Below are 20064 nucleotides of genomic sequence, written 5' to 3'. Positions count from 1 at the left end.
CCGGCTTGTGGTTCGCGTACGGCCCGGTGCTTCGCCGGCGCTTCGCGCCGGGCCTCGTTCGCGTAGAAGTCAGACGCCGCGCGCTCGCACGATCGCGCGTGCCGTGCGCGCGGCTTTCTCCTCCGTGTCCGCGAGGGCGCCCCTGCCGATGCCGAAAAGGCCCTGGCGCAGGAACACGGCGAGGCCGTGCGCGGACGCGGCGACGCGCAGCAGTAGGTCGAGCGCGGCGTCCCCGTCCGTATCCGTATCCGTATCCCCGGCCGGGGCCAGCCGACGGACGATCGGCAGCAGGAGTTCGGACACCTCGTCACCGGCCGCCGAAAGCTCGGCGAACCTGGATTTGTCCAGGCCCGCGCTGAAGGTGATGTCGAACAACGCCGGTTCCTCGGCGGCGAAGCGCACGTAGGCGGCCGCGAAAGACGCCAGTTGCTCGCAGGGATCCGCGCTGCCGCTCACCGCCGCGGCGAAGCGGTCGCGTTGCCCGCGGTATCCCCTGATGGCGAGCTCGGCCAGCAACGTCTCCCGGTCGGCGAAGTGCTTGTACGGCGCCGCGACGCTCACCCCCGCCCGGCGGCTGGCCTCGGCCAGCGTGAACCCGTGCGGGCCGCGTTCCCCGACCAGGGCGAGGGCTGCCCGCAGCAGGGCGTTGCGCAGGTCGCCGTGGTGGTGGCCGACGGGTCGCGGCTTGACAGGAGAACTCATGGCACTAAGGTTAACACCACTTACCAGGTGAAAGCTATTAACCACGGGAGTCGTGATGACCGCAGTCCGGTTCCACCACATCAGCCTTTCCGTCGCCGACCTGGCCGCCCAAGAGGCCTGGTACGGCGGCGCCTTCGGGCTCACCCACGTCGACGAGCGCTTGGAGATGCCCGAGGCGGGCGTGCGCACCGTCGTCCTGAGCGATGCCACGGCCGCTGTGCGCGTGGAGTTCGTCGAACGTCCCGCGTCGAGCCCCGTCGCGCACACCGACCCCTTCGCCGCCACCGCCGCGCAGACCTTCACCCACCTCGCGCTCCAGGTCGCGAACCTCGACGCCGCCTTCGCCCGCCTGACCGGCGAATGCGGCGCCGCCACGGTCTCGCCGCCCGCCCCCGGCGTGACCGAAGGCATGCGCTACGCCTACATCACCGACCCGGAGGGCAACCTCCTCGAACTGATCGAAACCTCACAGGTCTGATGCACGGCCTAGCCCAGCGGCTGGTCCGACGCCGGAATGATGCGAGCACTGAGATCCGGCTCCGCCATCTCCGGATCGAAGGGGAACATCGGCCGCAGGATCCGGTGATGGCCGAGCCGGGTGAGGTCCTGGTCCACGCCGCCCGGAGTGAGCGCGAGCCGCCAGTCCGCCGCCATCGCGAACAGCTCCGGCTCGAGGTAGCCGATCTTCACGACGACGACGGCGGCGGAACGCGGGTCGAGGTTCAGATCGGTGAAGTCATGCTCGTGGTGGTACGGCTTGCGCAGTCGCGTGAGGATCGCGTGCACACTGCCGACGCGGAGCACGACCTCCGATTCGGCGTCACGGTCGCCGTGCCGGATCGCGTGCACGACGCCGGTCATCATGAGCGGACCCGCGTGCCGATCGTCCACGGCGGCCCCCGCGGTCACGGTCACGGTCGCGCCGACCCCGGCACGTACCGCTTCGTCGACCGCCTGCGGGCCTGGCACTGAGGCGTAGATGACGACCGGTCCTCCGGGATCCTTGAACTCGGGTCGGGCGAATAGCCGAGTCAGTCCCCAGGTCACGTCGCCCGCGCCGCCTGCGGTCGGATTGTCGCCGCTGTCGCTCACGAAGAACGGCCGCGCCGTGGACGCGAGCGCTTCGTCGAGGCAGTCGCCGAAGCTGCCGGTCGGGGCGACGAACGCGAACTCGCGCCGAGCGTCCCAGAAGGCGCGCGCCAAGCGCCCGGCTCCTGCCGTGACGACCGCCTCGTCCTGGCCGGTGACGACGACCGCGGCACGATTGCGCGGCTCGTCGGCCCACGCGTAGCCGACCCAGATCGCCGCGTCGATCACACCGTCCTCGGCCTCCACCTCGGGCACGGCCGCGTAGATGCCGCGCGCGGGCTCGATGCGGGTCGAGGTCTGCTCCCCGGCCAACAGCACCGGCACCGGAATCCACGCCTTGACCGGCAATGGCGCGCCCGAGGTCAGCAGCTCGACGAGGTTGTGGAGCGCGCGTTCCTTGGTGTCGAGGTAGTCCTCGTGCGGGGCCATCCGGTAACAGGTGATCAGGTCGCTCTGGTGGACGAGTTCGCGCGAGACGTTGCCGTGCAGATCCATCGAGGTCGACACGACGACGTCCGGCCCGATGACGTCGCGGATCCGCGCGAGCAGCAGCGCCTCGGCGTCGTCGATCCCTTCGACGGTCATCGCACCGTGGATGTCGTACCAGAGGCCGTCGAGCGGCGGCATCGCGGCGAGCCGTTCGATCAGCTCGTCGGAGAGTTCCGCGAACGCCTCGGCCGCGACGATTCCGCCGGGCAGCGCCTTGCCGAGCAGCGCGCCCCTCCACTCGGCGACCTCGCGCAGCGCGGTGCCGGGGGCGAGGAAGGGGTACCGTCCGAGGATCTCGTCGCCGCGCTGCGGGTGGAACGCGGGGGCGTGCGTACGCGCGGGGGAGAAGGTCGAGGACTCGATGCCGAGGCCGGCGATGGCGATCAGCGGGCGGGCGACGGGCTTGCGGTGGGTCATGCGCACGATTATTTCCGCTCCGCCGCTCGCACGTCGCGCAGTGCTACGATCGACGACATGCGCAACGCGACTCAGCTCCGTAGCTGGTGGCGCCCCTAACCGGGCGGCACCATACTTCCGCGCATCCTGAGCATTCGCGGCCGCCCACTCCGGGCGGCCGTTTCGCATTCTCCCGCGTCCGCAGCCGTCCGGCAGCTATCCGGCACCGGTAGACAAACCCTCTGCGACGTAGGGAACACTCATGGCCCGCCGACTGACTGGCTTCACCCCCTCCGGCGACCTGCACCTCGGCAACCTGATCGGCGCCATCCGCCCGATCGTCGAGGCTCAGCGGTTCGCTGCCGACCCCGCCGAGACCGTCATCTTCGTTTCCGACCTGCACGCCCTGACCCTCGAACACGACCCCGCTACCGTACGGCGACGTACCCTCGAGTTCGCGAAGCTGCTCCTCGCCGCGGGCACGGACCCGGACCAGTGCGTCTTCCTGGTCCAATCGCACGTGCCGCAGCACGCCGAGATCCACTACCTGCTCGAATGCGCCACCGGATACGGCGAGGCCCAGCGGATGATCCAGTTCAAGGAGAAGTCCGCGAAGCAGCAGCACGTGCGCATGTCCCTGCTGACCTATCCGATCCTGATGGCCGGGGACATCCTGCTCTATGACACGGATGAGGTCCCGGTCGGCGAGGATCAGAAGCAGCACGTCGAGCTCGCCCGCGACATCGCAGGACGCTTCAATTCGCGCTACGGCCAGACCTTCACGCTGCCGCGCGTGGTCAACCCGCCGGTGGCCGCCCGCCTGAAAGACCTGGCGTCGCCCGAGGACAAGATGAGCAAGTCCAGCGCGTCCGCGGCAGGAGTGCTGCTCCTGCTGGACGACGAGACAGCCCTGCGCCGCAAAGTGATGCGCGCGGTTACCGACACCGGGAGCGACGTGCGCTACGACCCGGAGGCCAAGCCGGGTGTCTCGAACCTGCTCGACATCTTGGCGGCGTGTACGGGAGGCGACCCGCGCGAGCTTTCAGCGCACTTCGACCGCTACGGCGGGCTGAAGACGGCCGTTGCCGACGCCGTCGTCGGCACGATCGCGCCGATCCGCAAGCGCTACGACGAACTCGACGCGCACGACGAGCACGTGATGGCCGTGCTCCGCCGCGGCTCCGAACAGGCCCGCGAGCTGGCCGGGGCCAAGGTGCGCGCGGTCAAGCGGGCGCTCGGGCTGCTCGAACCTTGATTCTTTCCCAGCAAAGTTCATGTTTCCGACGTGTGTCGGCAAGCTGGACGGCACCCGTCTTGAGGAGTATCCGTTAGGTAAGGACTCTGCCGTCTCCAACCCACGGAGCTACCCATGCGCCTGAGCCTGCGAAGTGCCCTGCCCGCCGCCATCCTCGGCGTCACCGGACTGGTCACCGCCTTCGCCCTGGTCCCCGGCGGTCACCCCGCCGCGCCCGCGACGAAGCTCGCCGCCTCCTCGATCCCGCAGTACTCGCACGTCGTCATCGTCATGGAGGAGAACCACTCCTACAGCGACATCATCGGCAACAGCAGCGCGCCCTACCTCAACCAGCTCGCGAACAACGGCGCGCTGATGACCTCGTCGTACGCCGTCTCGCACCCGAGCGAGCCGAACTACATGGCCCTGTTCGCGGGCAGCACCTTCGGCCTGAGCTCGGACAAGTGCCCGGTCAGCGAGGGCACCACCGCGAACCTCGGCTCCGAGCTGCTCGGCGCCGGCTACACCTTCGCGGGCTACTCGGAGGGCCTGCCGAAGACCGGCTCCACGACCTGCACCTCGGGCGAGTACGCCCGCAAGCACTCGCCGTGGATCAACTTCAGCAACGTGCCCACCTCGGACTCGCTGCCGTACTCCTCGTTCCCGAGCTCCTCGAACTACTCGAGCCTGCCGACCGTGTCCTTCGTCATCCCGAACCTCGAGGACGACATGCACGACGGCACGATCTCGGCGGCCGACACCTGGCTGAACAGCAACCTCTCGGCGTACGCGACGTGGGCCAAGAGCAACAACAGCCTGCTGATCGTCACGTGGGACGAGGACGACTACACCGAGAACAACCAGGTCCCGACGATCTTCTACGGCGCGGGCGTCACCACGGGCACGTACGACGAGAACGTCGACCACTACAACGTGCTCGCGACGCTGGAGACGATGTACGGCCTGGCCGAGGTCGGCAGCAGCTCCGGCGCCACCACGATCACCGACATCTGGGGCTGAGCGGGTCTCAGTGATCGAACGAACCACGCGCCGTTCCGGCGGCCCTCGGCTGCGGATCGGCGTGCTGGCGGCGGCGATCGCGTTCGCGGCGGCGGCAGGTTCCGCCGTCGCCGCGGACGCATCCGACGCCCCGCACGCCCTCGACCTCGCCCAGACGCCGGGCCGCTGCGGCGCGCCCCCGAGCAGCCTCGCCGCGGGCCCCGTCACCTTCCAGGTCACCGACGACTCGCGTGACTTCGTGAACGTATACGTCGTGGCGAGCGGCGACATCGGCACGGTCTACGCGGAGATCCAGGACCTCGCGCCGCATGCGACGCTCCCTCTCGCCACAGACCTCGGCGCGGGCAGCTACTCCGTCCGCTGCGTCTTCGGCGGCGGCATGCTCGGCACCTCGTCCGCGATCCGCGTCACCGGCACGACCGCCGAAGCAGTACCCGGATACGTGGCGCTGCCCGACCTCGACCTGCAGACCCCGGTCCACCAGTACTCGGCGTGGGTCGAATCCCAGCTCCCGAAGCTGCTCGCCGACTCCCGCGCCCTCGACGCCGATGTGGCAGCGGGCAACGTCGCGGCGGCCAAGCAGGCCTGGCTCACCGCGCACCTCGACTACGAACGCCTCGGCGCCGCGTACAACGCCTTCGGCGACTTCGACGACGAGATCGACGGCATGGCCAACGGCCTCCCCGACGGCGTCGCCGACACGAGCTGGACCGGCTTCTTCGCGACCGAATACGCGCTCTGGCACGGCGAGCCGACGGCGAAGGTCAGGGCGCTGACGAAGGCCCTCGTCGCGAACGTGGCCGGCCTGCAGCAGGACTTCCCGAGCGAGGAAGTGGATCCAGGTGACCTCTCGCTGCGTGCCCACGAAATCCTGGAGAACGCACTCCAGTTCCAACTCACCGGCATCGCCGACTACGGCAGCGGTACGACCTTGGCCACGATCTACGCGAACACTCAGGGGACTGAGGAACTGATCGGCATCCTGGCGCCGCTGATCACCCGCGCCGATCCGCAGCTTCTCACCGACGCTCAGCAGGGCCTGTCCGCGCTCCAACGGGACCTCAGCTCGGATCACGTCAGTTCGGATCACGTCAGTTCGGATCTCGGCGGCGCGGATCTGGCTGGCTCGGATCTCGGCGGCGGCACCTGGCTGCCGGTCACTGCCCTGTCCGTCGTCGGACGCCAACGTCTCGACGCCGACCTGGGCGAGTTGCTCGAGACCCTGTCGGGCGTCCCCGCGCTGCTCTACCCGCGAACCAACGCGTAGCCGCCGCGTAAGGCGGCACGTCCCTACCATCGCTCCATGGACCTCGAAACCGCCCAGCGCATCGAACGCCTCGAATACCAGGTCGCCATGCTCTACCGGCACCTCGGCCTGAACGGCGGAGAGGGTTTCCTGGCCCCTCCGCCGTTCCTCCCGCCGCCCGCCGTCGGCGGTGGCGAGCCCCGGGACGCCGTCCCCGGCATGCCCGCATTCTCCGCCGACCCCCGGTTGCCCCGCGCGTTCTACGAGGCGTTGTCGGACGGCAAGAAGATCCAGGCGATCAAGCTCTACCGCGAAGCCACCGGAGTCGGCCTCAAGGAGGCCAAGGACTACGTCGACGCCCTCGACCCCAGCCACCACCGGCGCCGCTGACCCCCCTGGGCTCACTATATTCCTTGACGGCAATATTGCCGGTGAGGCATACTGGCGATATGCTGAGCGCGTTGGAGACGACATGGGCGGCGCTCGCCGAGCCGAACCGGCGGGCGGTGCTCGACCTGCTCCGCGTGCGCGAGCGCACCGTGGGTGAGGTGGCCGCCGCGCTCGGCCTGGCGCAGCCGACCGTCTCGAAGCACCTGAAGGTGCTTCGGGAGGCGGGCCTGGTCCGCGCGTCCGCGGATGCGCAGCGCCGGATCTACGCGCTGGATCCGGCGCCGTTGATCGGGCTGGACGGCTGGCTGGCGCCTTACCGTGAGCTGTGGAACGAGCGGCTGGACGCGCTCGGCCTGCATCTGGACGAGACGTACGCCGACGCGGATCCGGCGAAGGAAAGGTAGGAGTCTGATGAATGAGTCGAACCGTCCGCAGGCCGGCGACGACCTCGGAAGCTACGTCGTGCAGGAGGGGCGCCCGGCGGTGCGTTTCGCGCGGACGTATCCGCACTCCATCGAGCGGGTCTGGTCCGCGGTCACCGAGCCGGAACAGCTGAAGCAGTGGTTCCCGTTCCATACGGTCATCGAGCCGCGTGTCGGCGGAGTCGTCGCGTTCAGCGGCAATCCGCACCCTCCCGACTTCACCGGCCGCGTGCTGGAGTACGAGCCGCCGCGGCGGCTGGCGTTCAGCTGGGGCGGCTCGGAACTGCGCTTCGAGCTCGAAGCCCTCGACACCGGCCGATGCCGGTTGATCCTGACCGACCTCCTGGAGGCGCAGGACACGGCCGCGCGCAACGGCGCGGGGTGGAGCATGTGCCTGCGCGAACTGGACACGCTCCTCGCCGGCGGCGCGACCTCCGGCTTGCACACGACCGCTTCGCCCTCGTGGCAGGAGTATTACGACGCCTATGTCGCCGCCGGGATTTCGCACGGCGCGGCGATCCCGGGCCGCGCGGAGTAGCGGCCGCTAGGGTTGGAGTCGCCCGAATATCGGTCTGGAAAGGGGAACTCCAGATGCTCACTCCCGAGGTACGCAGTGCGCTCGACAGCACCTCGGTCGCGCACTTGGCGACCGTGCTGCCCGATGGGTCGCCGCACACCGTGCCGGTGTGGATCGGCACCCGCGATGATCAGATCATCTTCATTACGGGGCCGAATTCGCGCAAGGCGCGGAATCTGCGGCGCGATCCGCGGGTGGCGCTGTCGTTGACGACGGCGGAGAACCCGTACATGCCGGTGATCGTGCGCGGGCGCGTCGTCGAGTGGATCGAGGGGGACGCGGCCTGGCCGATCGTCGACGAGCTGGCCACCAAGTACATCGGGCAGGCGTACAGCCGGGATGCGGCGCGCGTGGTCGGGGTCATCGAGCCGGAGCGGCAGACGGTCGGCATCAGCTAGCGGGCGGCTTGCGGCGGGGCGGCCGGATCACTGGTTCGCCGGTGCGGTCGCGCCGCGGGCCCCGTCGTGCAGGACGACGATCGAGCCGTCCTGTCTGACGAGGTGCCAGCCGTCGTGCAGCATCGCGGTGACATACGGCACCGAACTGACCTCCGTCCGGCCGCCCAATGCCGTGAGGTCGAATACGGCCCAGGTTCCGGACGGGCGGTCGGCGGTGATGGTGACGGTGTCGCGGGTGAGCAGGGGGACGCCGACGCGGTTGGTGGTCTCGACGGTGACGCCGCTCGGGACGACGGAGACGGCCTCGTTCAGGTCCTGGTTCCACTGTGCGCTCGCCTCGTAGGTCGACGGTTTCCTGAGCCAGGTGCCTATGGGGAGGCGGTCCCACAGATTCAGCGTCATTGCCAGCGTGATGACGACGAATCCCGTGCTCGCCCAGCGCAGCGTCTGGTTGGTTCTCGCCTCGTCGACGTACAGCGCGACGATTCTGCCGAGCCGCGGCAGCGCGTCGACGGCGCCGAGGAAGATGATCGGCATCAGCGGCGCGTCATAGTGGAAGCTCGAGCTCCACAGCGCGGAATCCGAGGACAGCAACCGGGAGAGCAGTTCGGGGGCGGCGAGCAGCGTGATCGGGGATGCCAGGGCCAGGCACGCGACCGGCGCGAACAGGATATACCAGAGCTCGCGCTTCGTATGATTGCCGATGAGCAGATGAATCGTGTTTCTTGGGTGCTCGATGATATTCAGGAAGAGCTGGAACGAATTCGATGCGTGGAGCGTCGTCGTGTACTGACCCAGGTAGGTGTATCCCTGCGGGCTGAATTCCGGTATGAGGAACTTAACGGTTATCAGATACAGTGCCGCGCCCCAGACCGCGAGGAACGCCGCGTGCCGCCACTTCCTGCCGAGCAGCGCCAGGATCGCGAACGCGGCCGTCATCAGGTTGAGATCTTCTTTGACCAGGCAGAGGCTGCACATCAGCACCGTCGCCGACGTCCAACGCCCGGCCCACATCCGCTCCAGCGCCCAGGCGATGATCGGCGTCGCGAACATCACCTCGTGCACCGGGAACGCGATCGCGTGCTGAATTCCGCTGCTGGCCAGGTATGCGGCCGTCAGGCCGGTCGCGCGCCACGGACCCCACATGCGGCGCACCGCCAGGTAAACGGGCACCCCGGACAGCGAGAGCAGCACCACCTGCGCCAAGACCAGCATGTACGGCGAGTTGTAGATCCACAGCAGCGGGGCGAGCACGGCCCACGCCGGCGAGAAGTGGTCGCCGAGTTGCGAAAAACCCTTGATGGCGACGTACGGGTTGCCGTGAAATGCCCAGCCCTGCACGGCCTGATAGAAGATCCCGAGGTCCACGGCGCCGACCGCCGAGCCGTGTCGCTCGTATTCGAGTGTTGCGAAGGCCCCGTAGCCGAGCACGGCGGCGGCCACCAGGTAGCTGCACGGGGAACGGAGCGCCGCGGACAGAGCCCGGCGCAGTCTCGTCACACTGATCACGATCGTCGTCGGCACGGGCGCCGACGCTATGCGGACGAGACTTCAAGGAGTTGAGTGCGGAATAAGGGCTCGATGAGGATCCCGCCACCCGCACCCCGCCAAGCCTTGCAATTCTCATTATGAGAATATGTAAGCGTCAGTCGGCGGGGGAGTGCGGGAGCGCGGCAGTCTCGTCACCTGCCCGGATGACGACGAACGCGGTGCGCGAGCGCGCGGTGCGCGCGCCGAGAGCGGCCGAGTGCGCCCCGGCCTCGACCTCCCGGTCGAACACGACGCGCTCGCGCGTCCGGTAGAGCGCGTCCAAGCGGTACGCGGTGATCCGCAGATTGCACGGCCCACGGAGTTCGACATCGACGATGCCGCCGCGCGCGGCCGCGTCCACGATCGTGCGCCGGCCCAGCGGGCGCAGGTCCAGGGCCTGCTCGAACTGGGCGACGAGCAGCGGGATGATCGGCGCGTATCCGTCCACGAACACGACGTCGGCATCCGCCTCGCGCAACTGCTCGCGCATCCGCTCGCGGTCCGCCGACCGCACCGCCCGGCCGAACGCGACGACGCCGTAGCCGCCGGAGCGCACGGCCGCGCCGCCGTCGAGCTCCCGGGTGGTCTCCGCCTCGATGCCGCGCTCCGCCAGCGCCGCCGCGAGCCTGGTCAGCACTGACGACCGCTTGCCGATCAGCAGTGCACGTCGATTGTCCACGTGCTGACGATAGCGGCTCGGTCCGGCGCCGTCAGTGCGTGGAACCGGAGAGATTCAGGCCGATCACGCCCACCAGGATCAGCACCACCGCGGTGATTTTCAGCATGGACGTGGCCTCGTTCAGATAGAGCATCCCGTAGACGACCGTGCCCGCCGCGCCGATCCCGGTCCACACCGCGTACGCCGGGCCGACCTCGAGACGCCGCAGCGCGAGCGTGAGCAACGCGAAGGAGCTGAGCGCGAACACGCAGAAGCCGATGGTCGGCAGCAATTGGGAGAAGCCGTTGGACTTCTTGAGGCACACCGCGAAACCGGTCTCCAACAGACCGGCGACCACGACCAGCAGCCACGCCATACCTCGAGGCTAGGCGCGGGTGCCGCGCCGCGCGAGCGCAGGCGGCCGAGCGGATCAGCCGCCGCAGGCCTCGATCGCCCGGTCCAGGTCCACGTCCCCGAAACCGCCGTCCTTCAGCTCCCGCAACGCGGGCAGCAACGCCGGGTCCCCGAGCGCCGCGGCCGCCTCGAAGTACAGCTTGCCGACCGAGGGCTGCTTCAGCGCACGCTCGAGCACCGGAAGCACGCGCGGGTCCTTGCGGCGGGCCAGCGCGTACGCCGCCTCGGCCGCCGTGTCCTCGTCCGCGTCGAACAGCAGCCGGGCCAGCGCGTCGCGCAGTTCCGGCGTGTCGTTCTCCCGCACGGCCAGCGCGAACGCGGCCCAGTCGCGCACGTCCGAGTCCTCGTCGCGGATCAGGGTCGTGAGGACGTCCACGGCCTGCTGCGGCAGCGGATCCACATCGACCGGTATGCCGCGGGCGACCTGCCAGCGCACCACCGGATCCTGGTCCGCGGCGAAGCGCAGCAGCGGCCCGAGCACCCGCGGGTCGTCCACGATGCACGCCAGCGCGTTCGCCGCCGCGCGGCGCAGCCTCAGCCCGGCCCGACCGGTGCCGTCCAGCGGCAGGGCGTCCGCCGCCTCGATCAACGGCTGAACATGCCAGTCGAAGCGGTGCGCCTGCACGGCCAGCAGGTCGAAGCCCAGCGCGCGCACCGGCTCCTCCGGTTCGGCCCAGAACGCCTGCGCCAGGCCCAGCCGGTTCGCGGTGGAGTCGAGCGCCGCGAAGACCTCCTCCATGCGGTCGAAGTGCGTCTCGCTGGACTGCTCGTCGTCCTCGTCGTAATCGAGCAGACGGGCCAGCAGGTCGGGCGGGAGCGGCAGCGTAGACATGGCCCCAGTGTGGCACCGCGTCGGCGATACGCGCGCGCATTATGGGTCTATCGGGTATTGCGGCGATACATTCACTTCTGCGCAACTGAGTTACGGTCTACGTGGATCGAGGCCGAGTGAGGCAAAGTTCACCGAAAGTTTTTGGATTCCGGCGCGCCCGCGGCGCCCGTTTCGCAGCCTTGTCCCTCACGATGTGCCAATGAACGGTTCAATGCGGGTGCTCTCCATCTATGAGGGCTTCTTCAGCGGCGGCGCGCGCATCCTGCACTCGGATGTGCTCACCGGCCTACACGGGCGCCGCGGTCAGCAGCACAGCCTGCTGAGCATTCACAATGAGGTACGTCGCGAGGCCACCTTCCAGCCGATGCACGAGGACGCGTGCTATCGCCGGCTGGCGGGCCAGGGCTTGACCGTGCACACGCTGGGGCGGGGCGCCGACGAGCGCTCACCCTTCACCGCCGGCGAGATCGAGAGGTTCTCCGAACTCGCCGCGCAGACGGATGTCATCCTCACCCTCAAGGAGCAGCCCCTGGGCCTGGTCAACCGCGCCGACCTGCAAGGTCGACCGGTGATCGCGTGCCTGCACCGCTCCGATCCGGAGAACCAGGGCAGCGCGTTCGAGGACCTGCGCGGGGCCGCGTTCGCCGGGCACCTGGCCGCCGCGGTCTGCTGCGCCGAGTCCACCCGGGACGCGTACGCCGCGGCGGGCGTCCCGGAGGAGCTGCTGCACGTCATCCCGAACGGCGTGGACCTGCGCCGCTTCAAGCCCAGCCGGCGCAATCGGGCCTCCGTGCGCGGCGCTCTCGGCATCCCGGCCGACGCCCCCGTCGTGGTTTTCGCCGCGCGCTACGACCGGATGAAGAACGTCCCGCTCTTCCTGGCCGCCGCGCGCGAGTTCCTCGCCCTGCGCCCGGACGCGCACGTGATGCTCTGCGGCGCCGGGATGACCTGCGCCAATCCCGGGCTGCTCGCCGACCTCGCCGCGCTCGGCCTGGCCGCCGTGGACCAGTCCGCCGAGCAGGCCCGCGGGCCGCGCGGCGAGCCGCCGGGCCGGGTGCACCTGCTCGGCGTGCGCAACGACCCCGAGGCGATCTACGCCGCGGCCGACGTGGTCGCGCTCACCTCGGCGTTCGGCGAGGCCGCCCCGCTGTGCCTGATCGAGGGCATGCTCTGCGGCGCGGTCCCGGTGGCCACCGACGTCGGCGACTGCGCCTCGATCGTCGCCGGACACGGCCTGATCGCCGAGCCGGAGCCGGCCGCGCTGGCCTACGCCTGGATCGAGGCGCTCGGCCAGCACGCGCACTTCTTCCAGGCCATGACTCGCAATCGTTACAAGTTCAGCCGCACTCGGATGATCATGGCCTACGGCTCGCTGATCCGGAAGACGCAGCGCAAATCCGTCCGGCGGCCCGCTCCCGCCGGGGTGCCGATCAAGGGTTCGGTGACGCTCACCCCGGCTTCACTGGCCGTACCGCCGCCGGTGGTGCTGGAGCCGATCGGCGTGGCGTAGGCTGCCCGGAACTGTTCGGGCCACGGGGGCCTGGAGAACAGCGGATTCGGAAGGGCGTTAGCAGTGGGCCAGGACGTGACCCTGCTCGAAGGACTGCTGCCGGACCGGGTCCGCTGGGCTCAGGCGGTCATCCCCGAACTGCCCGCGGGCGCGGGGATGGACACCGGCCACCCCGACACGATCGAGGTCGGCCTGTTCCCGGAGGAGCGCGAGCACATCGCGCAGTCCGTGGCCAAGCGCCGCATCGAGTTCGCCGCGGTACGCCGCTGCGCCCGCCGCGCCCTGCAGGAACTCGGCTACCCGCCGGTGCCGATCCTGCCGGGCGAGCAGCGCGAGCCGCAGTGGCCCGAGGGCGTGGTCGGCAGCATGACGCACTGCGCGGGCTACTGCGCGGCGGCGGTGGCCCGCAGCGGCGAGATCCCGGCCCTCGGCATCGACGCCGAGGTGCACGCGCCGCTGCCCGAGGGCGTGCTCGAGCTGATCTCGCTCGAATCGGAGCGTGAGCGGATCGCCGCGCTCGGCGTCGACGTGCCCAACGCCGTGCACTGGGACCGGGTGCTGTTCAGCGCCAAGGAATCCGTCTACAAGGCGTGGTTCCCGCTGACCCGCCGCTGGCTGGGCTTCGAACAGGCCGACGTAGACCTGCGGCTCGACGGCACCTTCGAGGCGAAGCTGCTGACCATGGAGTCGGGCGTGCCCCACGGATTCGCCGGACGCTGGGCGGTCTCCGGCGGCCTGATCGCCACCGCGATCGGCGAGGTGGTCGGGTGACCCGTGTGATCCGTTCTACACTCGTCGCGTCCATTGCCGTGCGACGAGCCAGCTAAGGAGTCTCGCATCAGTACCCGGACCGCCTCTCCCCGCCCCGCCGGACGTTCTCGCCGTACGGCGGCCGCCACCGGACTGCTGCTCAGCTGCGTTCTCGCCACCGCGTCCTGCGCGAGCGCGAAGACCACCCCGAACTCGGCGACGCAGTCCGACACGAGCGCGTCGAGCTCGGCCGCCGCGAAGTCGTCGGGCGCGAGTCCCCAGTCGTCCTCGGCCTCCGCGTCGACGGCGAATCTGACGCCGGTGCAGCTCGCGGGCCAGCGGGTGATCTACTCCTTCACGGGTACGACCGTGCCGTCCAGCCTGCTCAGGCTGATCCGGGAGGGCGAGGCCGGCGGCGTCATCTTCTTCAGCTCGAACATCCCGAGCGTGTCGCAGCTGACCGCGGAGACGAAGGCGCTGGTGGCGGCGCAGCAGGAGAGCCCGGTTCATCTGCCGCTGCTGCTGATGACCGATCAGGAGGGCGGCGAGGTGAGGCGCATCGCGGACGGAGACCCGACCGAGTCGCAGCTGACCATCGGCGAATCGTCCAACCCCGCCTCGGCGGCGGCGACGGCCGGATCCGGCGCCGCGCAGACGCTCTCCGGCGCTGGCCTGAACGTGAACCTGGCACCGGTGCTCGACGTGTACGCCGTGCCGGGCAACTTCATCGACCAGTACCAGCGCTCGTACAGCAACGACCCCACGATCGTGTCCAACGCCGCGGCCGCGTTCATCTCGGCCCAGCAGAAGGGCGGCGTGGCGGCCACCGCGAAGCACTTCCCGGGCCTCGGCACGGCCGCGGCCGGCCAGGACACCGACAACGTGCCGGTGACGCTCAACGAGCCGCTCAACCAGCTGCGCTCGGTGGACGAGCTGCCGTACCAGGCCGCGATCAACGTCGGCGTGGACCTGATCATGGTCTCCTGGGCGGTCTACCCGGCCCTCGACGCTAACCGCCCGGCGGGCCTGTCGTCCGCGATCGTCCAGGGCGAGTTGCGGCAGCGGCTCGGCTACGGCGGCGTGACGATCACCGACGCGCTGGAGGCGGTCGCGCTCAAGGCGTACGGCGGCCCAGGCCAGCGTGCCGTGGACGCGGCGTCGGCGGGCATGGACCTGCTGCTGTGCTCCTCGGGGAGCGTCAGCCAGGGCGAGGAGGCCACGCAGTCGCTCGCCGCCGCGCTGCAGGGCGGGCAGCTGACGAGCTCGTCGTTCAACGCGGCCGTGGCCAGGGTCGACGCGCTGCGCTCGAAGCTGGGGTGACGTAGCCTCAGAGGGTGACCCGGAAACGCGTCGTGCTCGCGGGTGTGCTGGCGCTGGTCGTCCTCGCCGCGATTCTGATTCCCCTTCTGCTCGGCGGCAACGGTAAGAGCAGTGCGAACAGCCCGGCCACGCCCACGGCGGGTCCCGCTGTCAGTCCGCTGACCGGGCTGCCGGGCGCGGCCGGACGGATCATCGCGGTGAAGATCGACAACATCGTCTACGCGCGTCCGCAGACGGGGATCGACTCCGCGGACGTCGTCTACGCGATCGAGGTCGAGGGCGGCCTCTCGCGCTTCCTCGCGATCTTCGACGAGAACCATCTGCCGTCCGGGGGCGAGATCGGGCCGGTGCGCAGCGCCCGGGAGAGCGACCTGCCGATCCTGCAGCAGTACGGCAAGGTCGCCTTCGCATATTCGGGCGCGTTGACGAAGTTCCTGCCGCTGCTCGCACAGGCGAACGTCTTCAACTCCTCGCCGACGCAGCTCCCGAACGCGTTCTCGCGCGGCGGCGGCCGTCCCGCGCCGTACAACGAGTACGTGAATCCGGCCACGGTGATGAGTACGTTCCCTGACTCGGCCTTCGCGCACGACGTCGGCTTCCGCTTCGGCGCGGCGCCGGCCGGGGGAGTGGGTACGAGCTCGTACACGGCCCGGATGCCCGCCGCCTCGTTCACCCTCACCTGGGACGCGGCCAGTGGGAAGTATCTGGTCGCGATGGACGGGGCCGCCGCGCAGACCACGGACGGCGGCCGGATGGGCGCGCCCACGATCGTCATCCAGAAGGTCGCCGAGACCACCTCGCCGCACGGCTTCCACGACGTGCCGAACGAACTCTCACCGTACGCGCCGACCGTCGGCTCGGGGGCCGACGCGGTGCTGCGCGGCGGCAAGTCGTACGCGGGATCCTGGTCGCGTCCGACCGCCGCCGACGGGACGAGCTACACCTTCGGCGGGAAGCCGATGGACTTCGCGCCCGGGCAGGTCTGGATCATCCTCGAACCCGCGTGAGATCCGGCTCTTCCGTCGCGGACTGCGCGCGGGTCGGGGTCTTCTGCACGTCCGACCTGGTCACCGAGAGGTAGGCGACCAGGATCACGATCAGCGCGGCGAGCACGCCCGCGACCGGGCCGTCGCCGATACCCATGCCGCTCACGTTCTTCGGCTTGCCGAGGCCGTCCGCGATCGAGGCGCCGAGCGGTCGGGTCAGCACGTACGCGGCCCAGAAGCAGAACACGGTGTTCCAGCGCAGCACGCGCCAGCCGATCAGCGGAATCAGGATGGCGACGGCGAAAAGCACGGCCGAGGGCAGGTAGCCCAGCTTGAGCGTGTTGGCGGTGAAGTCGCCGAGCGCCGTGCCCATCGCGAACGTCGCGACGACCGCGGCCCAGTAAAAGCCCTCGCGGCGCGGGGTGTCGATGCTGTGGTTGGACAGCGTGTTCTCGACGCGGCTCCAGCTGATGAAGACCACGGCGAGCAGCACGGCGTAGAAGATCGAGGACGCGGTGTAGGGCACATGCAGGACGACGTGCATGACGTCCGCCGCCATCGTGCCGAACACGCCGACGCCGCACACGCCCAGCCAGTAGCTCCAGGCCCGGTATCGCGCCTGCTTGAACTGGATGAAGAGCGCCGCGAGGAAGACGATGAATCCGAGCACGACCGCCACCGGCGCACCGAGCGAGGAGTTCACCAGCATGTCCGAGGTCGACTCGCCCATCGCGGTGGACAGGAGCTTGACCACCCAGAACACCAGTGCGACTTCGGGCACGCGCAGCGCGCCGGGCACGGTGAGCCGGGACCGGCCGCGGGCGTGGGAATGGGGGGTGCCAGAGGCTACTGCGTTCACGCCCCCGAAGTATGCCAGTGTTCGCGTAACGGGCGTGTCACGGGAGGGGGCGCACGGGGCTTCTTAGGGGTTTCTTTAAAAGTCTCTCGGGCGCGGCTCAGAGTTGACGGGCTCGTTGATCACTTGTTGACTGCGAGTCTTGCTTACCGCAAGCATCCTCGGTGTGGATCAGATGGATACACAGACGCCGCTCGCCGCGCCGCGGGCGGACGTGGCCGCGTTCGAGCAGCTGACGCAGGCGCTGGTCGGGATCACGGTGCAGAGCCTGGACGTGCTGGACAGCTCGGTGACGGTGCCGCAGTTCCGGCTGCTGCGCACCCTCGACGGCCTCGGAAGGGTCTCCTGCACGGCGCTGGCCGCGGCGCTGGGCACGGCCGCGTCCTCGGTCACCCGGATGGTGGACAAGCTCGAGGGGCCCGGCTACGTGGCGCGCGGGACGGATCCGCACAGCCGCAGCATCGTGACCGTCGAGGTGACGCGGGCCGGGCGCGAGATCGTCACGGCCGTGCTGGAGCGGCGGCACCGGCTGATCGAGGCCGTCCTGGACGAGATGTCTCCCACCGACCGGGACCGTGCGGCGGCCGCGGCCGGCGGCTTCGTCCGGCTCGCGGGCGAGGCGATCGCGGCCGGGGCGAAGGGACCAGTGGTGCTGTGACGGGCAGCGCTTCGACGGACAGCCCAGGGACCGCGCGGCGGGAACAGGCCCCGACCCTGCCTCGGCATCTGGGCGACTTCACGTTCAACGCGCGCGTGCTGCCGATCACCGGGCTCGCGCTGGTCGTGGGCGCGGCCGGGGCGGGCGCCGCGTACTGCCTGCTGCGGCTCATCGGGCTGATCACGAATCTCGTGTTCTACCAACGGATATCCACGGCGCTCGTCGCTCCCGCCTGCCGCACGTCGAGGTGGAGCCGGACAAGCACGATCTCGGCATCGGCTCCCGGCTGGTGCGCCGCGTATTCGACGACGCCCGGGTCTCTCAGCGGTGCTCGAATTCCGTGATCAGCACGAGGATCACTGGCTAGCTGCAGGTGCGGCGCGGGCGGGCGGCGCAGCGGTGCCGTGGGCCGATCGCGGTGCTGCTGCGCAGCGGACGACGGCACCGGGCGGAGCGGACACCCGACCTGAGTCTGCGTGCGGCTATGCCCCCCGGGCCGCTCGTGCTAGGACAACGCATGGACCCAACCTACCGCCTCGCCCCGGCCGGATCACAGGCCATTGGCCGAAAGGGGGGCCAAGCAACCGAAGTCACGGCTGACGACGTGGTTCCGGTCCGCGGTCGTGCCGAGCGTGTAGGCCGGGTACAGGCCGAGGTATTCGCCGCTCGAGGTCTGGCTCCACTGGCGCGCCAGCGCGGTGTCGCTCTTGTAGAAGTTGAGCATGTAGCCGCCCTCGTACACCTTCAGCAGCGCGAAGCCCCCGGGGTACTCCTTCGTCGCCGCCACCTCGAGGAACTCGACGTTCGTCGCGACCGGCGAGCTCGTGAACCGGTTCCGGTGGGTGTGGCCGCTGTGGTGGAAGAACACTCCGGGAGTCGCCGCGTAGAGCGCCTCCAGCCGCGCGGCGTCCGTCCGGTCGAGATCGAAGCCGGGGCCCGCGATCGTCGTCAGCGCGGCCTGGTCGGTCACCGGGTGGTGGCCGAACAGCAGCGTCGGCTGATCGGGGTTCTCGGCGAGGATCTCGGCCAACTGCTCGAACTGCGCGTCGTCGATGGCGCCGCTCGGCGTGTTCAGCGTGGTCGTGTCGAGGCCGACGAGTCGCATGCCGCCGAGATCGGTCTGGGTCAACGTGCCCTGAGGCAGGTCGTAGACGGCGGGCAGGCAGTCGAAGTAGCCGGCCGCTCCGTCCACCGCCGCGCACGTCGCGTACGCGGCGCCGGTCTTCGGCTGGTCGTGGTTGCCGCGCGCGACGACGTAGCTGCGCGGCCCGAGCTCGCCGCCCAGGTGCAGCGTGCCGAACTTGTCCAGCAGCTGCTTGGAGTCGACGAGTTCCTCGGACATCGCGGCCGAGCTGATGTCCCCGGCGACGAGCAGCGCGTGCGCACCACGGCGCGCGGCGTCCTGCGTCATCGCCTCCGTCATCACGACGGGGTACGGCGGCAGGCCCGGCTGCTGCTCGAATCCGGGCGGGAAGTTCGCGATGACCAGACCGCTGACGGTCTCGCCGATGTGCAGGTCGTTCGCCAGCGCGATCGTGAACAGGTGCCTGCCGCGCGGCGGGACCAGCGTCGTGATCGAGCCCGGAGCCGCCGAGTTCACCACGCCCGAGGACAGCAGTTCGCCGAGCAGTTGGAGCAGTTGAGCATCCGTCGGATTCGTCGGCACCACGACGCCGCCCGCCGGATACGTCAGCTCCGGAATCAGCCGCGCCGGCACCTGCACGTCGGCGGAAAAAGCCTGATAGTAGTACGTCGTCCCCGGCCGCAGCCCCGTCACCTCGGCGGAGTGGTACGCCGTCTCCCCGCCCCGCTGCACCTCGATCCGGTCCAGCCGGTTCGGGTCGGTCCCGTACCGCACGTACCCGTCCGTGGCCACGGGCATCGGCTCCTGGCTGGGCTGGTACGGTATCGCCGGCGCGGCCGAGCCGGCGGTGTACCAGGTGAGCACGAAGCTCGAATCGGTCACCGTGACCAACTCAAGGTCCTGCGGATACACGCCCGCGGCCTGCGCCGCGGCCGCCTGTGCCGGATTCATCGTCGCCCCCGGAATGACGATCCCCGTCGCGGCTCCCACGGTTGCCATGCGGAGGATCTGACGGCGGCTCAGCGCGCAGCAGTCACCACTCATGGCTTCCAGCCTTGCACGGCGGCGTGAACTCACGCTGGAACCGAGACGAACGTGTCGGGAAGGCCGGGCAGTGTGCAAATTCTTGCAGCGATCCTTGCCGGAGTTTCGAAACTTCCTTGCGATTATTGCGGTCCTGTATCCGAAGTTCTACGATCCCCAGCACCTGCACGTCCTCACCACTCCTCTCAGGGGACAACGATGTCCATTACCCGCAGAAATCTGCTGATCTCCGCCGCCGCGCTGCCGGTGGCTCAGGGCGCCCTCGGCGCGCTGTCCGCGTCGCCCGCCGCGGCGGCGAGCGCCCCCGGGGATGTGGTGGGTAAGATCACGGTCGGTTATCAGGGTTGGTTCGCGTGTATCGGTGACGGGGCGCCGATCAACGCGTGGTGGCACTGGAGCCAGAACGAGTCGCAGGCGCCGTCGCCGAGCAACCAGAACCTCAAGGCCTGGCCCGACATG

The 20064-nt window shown here is 69.7% G+C and carries 22 protein-coding genes and 1 pseudogene; 15 read left to right on the top strand and 8 right to left on the bottom strand.

The window, feature by feature from the left end; genetic code table 11:
* Nucleotides 1–69: 69 nt before the first annotated feature.
* Nucleotides 70–702 (bottom strand): TetR/AcrR family transcriptional regulator, encoded by a 633-nt coding sequence (locus VG296_RS08165; RefSeq protein WP_325564735.1) that lies wholly within the window; start codon nucleotides 700–702, stop codon nucleotides 70–72.
* Between the two features lie 55 nt (nucleotides 703–757).
* Here VG296_RS08165 and VG296_RS08160 point away from each other — a divergent pair, with 55 nt between their 5' ends.
* Nucleotides 758–1180 carry a VOC family protein gene (locus VG296_RS08160; RefSeq protein ID WP_325564733.1) on the top strand — a complete coding sequence of 141 codons (423 nt, stop codon included), beginning with the start codon at nucleotides 758–760 and terminating at the stop codon, nucleotides 1178–1180.
* Between the two features lie 8 nt (nucleotides 1181–1188).
* On the opposite strand, the gene VG296_RS08155 is transcribed toward VG296_RS08160, so the two are convergent.
* Nucleotides 1189–2697, bottom strand: coding sequence for a M81 family metallopeptidase (locus VG296_RS08155; protein WP_325564731.1), 1509 nt, complete (start codon nucleotides 2695–2697; stop codon nucleotides 1189–1191).
* Between the two features lie 241 nt (nucleotides 2698–2938).
* Here VG296_RS08155 and trpS point away from each other — a divergent pair, with 241 nt between their 5' ends.
* The 7 genes from trpS to VG296_RS08120 all read left to right on the top strand — a co-directional run bounded on the left by trpS (nucleotide 2939) and on the right by VG296_RS08120 (nucleotide 7963).
* Entirely contained in the window at nucleotides 2939–3931 is a 993-nt protein-coding gene (gene trpS, locus VG296_RS08150) for a tryptophan--tRNA ligase (RefSeq protein WP_325564729.1), read from the top strand.
* A 114-nt stretch (nucleotides 3932–4045) separates the two neighbouring features.
* Entirely contained in the window at nucleotides 4046–4930 is an 885-nt protein-coding gene (locus VG296_RS08145) for an alkaline phosphatase family protein (RefSeq protein WP_325564727.1), read from the top strand.
* Between the two features lie 10 nt (nucleotides 4931–4940).
* Nucleotides 4941–6197 (top strand): EfeM/EfeO family lipoprotein, encoded by a 1257-nt coding sequence (locus VG296_RS08140; protein ID WP_325564725.1) that lies wholly within the window; start codon nucleotides 4941–4943, stop codon nucleotides 6195–6197.
* A 36-nt stretch (nucleotides 6198–6233) separates the two neighbouring features.
* Nucleotides 6234–6566 carry a 50S ribosomal protein L7/L12 gene (locus VG296_RS08135; protein WP_325564723.1) on the top strand — a complete coding sequence of 111 codons (333 nt, stop codon included), beginning with the start codon at nucleotides 6234–6236 and terminating at the stop codon, nucleotides 6564–6566.
* 59 nt (nucleotides 6567–6625) lie between these two features.
* Complete coding sequence (locus VG296_RS08130) at nucleotides 6626–6970, top strand: ArsR/SmtB family transcription factor (protein WP_414641067.1); 345 nt, start codon at nucleotides 6626–6628, stop codon at nucleotides 6968–6970.
* Nucleotides 6971–6977: 7 nt separating this feature from the next.
* Nucleotides 6978–7526 (top strand): SRPBCC family protein, encoded by a 549-nt coding sequence (locus VG296_RS08125; protein ID WP_325564719.1) that lies wholly within the window; start codon nucleotides 6978–6980, stop codon nucleotides 7524–7526.
* 53 nt (nucleotides 7527–7579) lie between these two features.
* Entirely contained in the window at nucleotides 7580–7963 is a 384-nt protein-coding gene (locus VG296_RS08120) for a TIGR03618 family F420-dependent PPOX class oxidoreductase (protein WP_325564717.1), read from the top strand.
* Nucleotides 7964–7990: 27 nt separating this feature from the next.
* Here VG296_RS08120 and VG296_RS08115 read toward each other — a convergent pair whose 3' ends face one another.
* The 4 genes from VG296_RS08115 to VG296_RS08100 form a co-directional block, all read right to left on the bottom strand.
* Nucleotides 7991–9487, bottom strand: a complete 1497-nt coding sequence (locus VG296_RS08115; protein ID WP_325564715.1) for a DUF2079 domain-containing protein — start codon at nucleotides 9485–9487, stop codon at nucleotides 7991–7993.
* A gap of 121 nt (nucleotides 9488–9608) precedes the next feature.
* The gene (locus tag VG296_RS08110) at nucleotides 9609–10172 is read right to left on the bottom strand and encodes a hypothetical protein (protein WP_325564713.1); all 564 of its coding nucleotides are present in this window, start codon (nucleotides 10170–10172) and stop codon (nucleotides 9609–9611) included.
* A gap of 31 nt (nucleotides 10173–10203) precedes the next feature.
* The gene (locus VG296_RS08105; protein ID WP_325564711.1) at nucleotides 10204–10527 is read right to left on the bottom strand and encodes a multidrug efflux SMR transporter; all 324 of its coding nucleotides are present in this window, start codon (nucleotides 10525–10527) and stop codon (nucleotides 10204–10206) included.
* Between the two features lie 54 nt (nucleotides 10528–10581).
* On the bottom strand, nucleotides 10582–11397 hold the full coding sequence (locus VG296_RS08100; protein ID WP_325564709.1) for a HEAT repeat domain-containing protein: 816 nt from the start codon (nucleotides 11395–11397) through the stop codon (nucleotides 10582–10584).
* Between the two features lie 199 nt (nucleotides 11398–11596).
* On the opposite strand from VG296_RS08100, the gene VG296_RS08095 reads away from it, so the two are divergent.
* The 4 genes from VG296_RS08095 to VG296_RS08080 all read left to right on the top strand — a co-directional run bounded on the left by VG296_RS08095 (nucleotide 11597) and on the right by VG296_RS08080 (nucleotide 15984).
* Nucleotides 11597–12907 (top strand): glycosyltransferase, encoded by a 1311-nt coding sequence (locus tag VG296_RS08095; protein ID WP_325564707.1) that lies wholly within the window; start codon nucleotides 11597–11599, stop codon nucleotides 12905–12907.
* Between the two features lie 81 nt (nucleotides 12908–12988).
* Nucleotides 12989–13678 carry a 4'-phosphopantetheinyl transferase family protein gene (locus VG296_RS08090; RefSeq protein WP_414641068.1) on the top strand — a complete coding sequence of 230 codons (690 nt, stop codon included), beginning with the start codon at nucleotides 12989–12991 and terminating at the stop codon, nucleotides 13676–13678.
* Between the two features lie 33 nt (nucleotides 13679–13711).
* Nucleotides 13712–14977, top strand: coding sequence for a glycoside hydrolase family 3 N-terminal domain-containing protein (locus VG296_RS08085; protein ID WP_325564703.1), 1266 nt, complete (start codon nucleotides 13712–13714; stop codon nucleotides 14975–14977).
* A 14-nt stretch (nucleotides 14978–14991) separates the two neighbouring features.
* Nucleotides 14992–15984: a DUF3048 domain-containing protein gene (locus tag VG296_RS08080; protein WP_325564701.1), complete on the top strand. Its 993-nt coding sequence runs from the start codon at nucleotides 14992–14994 to the stop codon at nucleotides 15982–15984.
* Here VG296_RS08080 and VG296_RS08075 read toward each other — a convergent pair.
* The gene (locus tag VG296_RS08075; RefSeq protein ID WP_325564699.1) at nucleotides 15965–16822 is read right to left on the bottom strand and encodes a hypothetical protein; all 858 of its coding nucleotides are present in this window, start codon (nucleotides 16820–16822) and stop codon (nucleotides 15965–15967) included. The genes VG296_RS08080 and VG296_RS08075 overlap by 20 nt on opposite strands.
* 172 nt (nucleotides 16823–16994) lie before the next feature.
* Here VG296_RS08075 and VG296_RS08070 point away from each other — a divergent pair, with 172 nt between their 5' ends.
* Together VG296_RS08070 and VG296_RS08065 are read left to right on the top strand one after the other, a co-directional pair.
* A complete protein-coding gene (locus VG296_RS08070) occupies nucleotides 16995–17477 on the top strand; it encodes a MarR family transcriptional regulator (protein WP_325564697.1) in 483 nt (160 codons plus the stop codon).
* Nucleotides 17474–17821 (top strand): hypothetical protein, encoded by a 348-nt coding sequence (locus VG296_RS08065; RefSeq protein WP_325564695.1) that lies wholly within the window; start codon nucleotides 17474–17476, stop codon nucleotides 17819–17821. The genes VG296_RS08070 and VG296_RS08065 overlap by 4 nt, the downstream gene beginning before the upstream one ends.
* Nucleotides 17822–18027: 206 nt before the next feature.
* On the opposite strand, the gene VG296_RS08060 is transcribed toward VG296_RS08065, so the two are convergent.
* Entirely contained in the window at nucleotides 18028–19560 is a 1533-nt protein-coding gene (locus VG296_RS08060; protein WP_325564693.1) for a metallophosphoesterase family protein, read from the bottom strand.
* A gap of 243 nt (nucleotides 19561–19803) precedes the next feature.
* On the opposite strand from VG296_RS08060, the pseudogene VG296_RS08055 reads away from it, so the two are divergent.
* A pseudogene (locus VG296_RS08055) lies at nucleotides 19804–20064 on the top strand (lectin); the annotation flags it as partial.

Origin of the sequence: Actinospica sp., from assembly GCF_035552695.1 — a bacterium.
Lineage (GTDB): Bacteria > Actinomycetota > Actinomycetes > Streptomycetales > Catenulisporaceae > Actinospica.
This window is presented reverse-complemented; position numbering and strand designations above follow the sequence as displayed.

Coding starts and splice junctions, on each gene's coding strand:
- VG296_RS08165 (WP_325564735.1), bottom strand. CDS start 702: ATGAGTTCTCCTGTCAAGCCGCGACCCGTCGGCCACCACCACGGCGAC.
- VG296_RS08100 (WP_325564709.1), bottom strand. CDS start 11,397: ATGTCTACGCTGCCGCTCCCGCCCGACCTGCTGGCCCGTCTGCTCGAT.
- VG296_RS08125 (WP_325564719.1), top strand. CDS start 6,978: ATGAATGAGTCGAACCGTCCGCAGGCCGGCGACGACCTCGGAAGCTAC.
- VG296_RS08145 (WP_325564727.1), top strand. CDS start 4,046: ATGCGCCTGAGCCTGCGAAGTGCCCTGCCCGCCGCCATCCTCGGCGTC.
- VG296_RS08070 (WP_325564697.1), top strand. CDS start 16,995: ATGGATACACAGACGCCGCTCGCCGCGCCGCGGGCGGACGTGGCCGCG.
- VG296_RS08160 (WP_325564733.1), top strand. CDS start 758: ATGACCGCAGTCCGGTTCCACCACATCAGCCTTTCCGTCGCCGACCTG.
- VG296_RS08155 (WP_325564731.1), bottom strand. CDS start 2,697: ATGACCCACCGCAAGCCCGTCGCCCGCCCGCTGATCGCCATCGCCGGC.
- VG296_RS08120 (WP_325564717.1), top strand. CDS start 7,580: ATGCTCACTCCCGAGGTACGCAGTGCGCTCGACAGCACCTCGGTCGCG.
- VG296_RS08095 (WP_325564707.1), top strand. CDS start 11,597: ATGAACGGTTCAATGCGGGTGCTCTCCATCTATGAGGGCTTCTTCAGC.
- trpS (WP_325564729.1), top strand. CDS start 2,939: ATGGCCCGCCGACTGACTGGCTTCACCCCCTCCGGCGACCTGCACCTC.
- VG296_RS08060 (WP_325564693.1), bottom strand. CDS start 19,560: ATGGCAACCGTGGGAGCCGCGACGGGGATCGTCATTCCGGGGGCGACG.
- VG296_RS08135 (WP_325564723.1), top strand. CDS start 6,234: ATGGACCTCGAAACCGCCCAGCGCATCGAACGCCTCGAATACCAGGTC.
- VG296_RS08105 (WP_325564711.1), bottom strand. CDS start 10,527: ATGGCGTGGCTGCTGGTCGTGGTCGCCGGTCTGTTGGAGACCGGTTTC.
- VG296_RS08130 (WP_414641067.1), top strand. CDS start 6,626: ATGCTGAGCGCGTTGGAGACGACATGGGCGGCGCTCGCCGAGCCGAAC.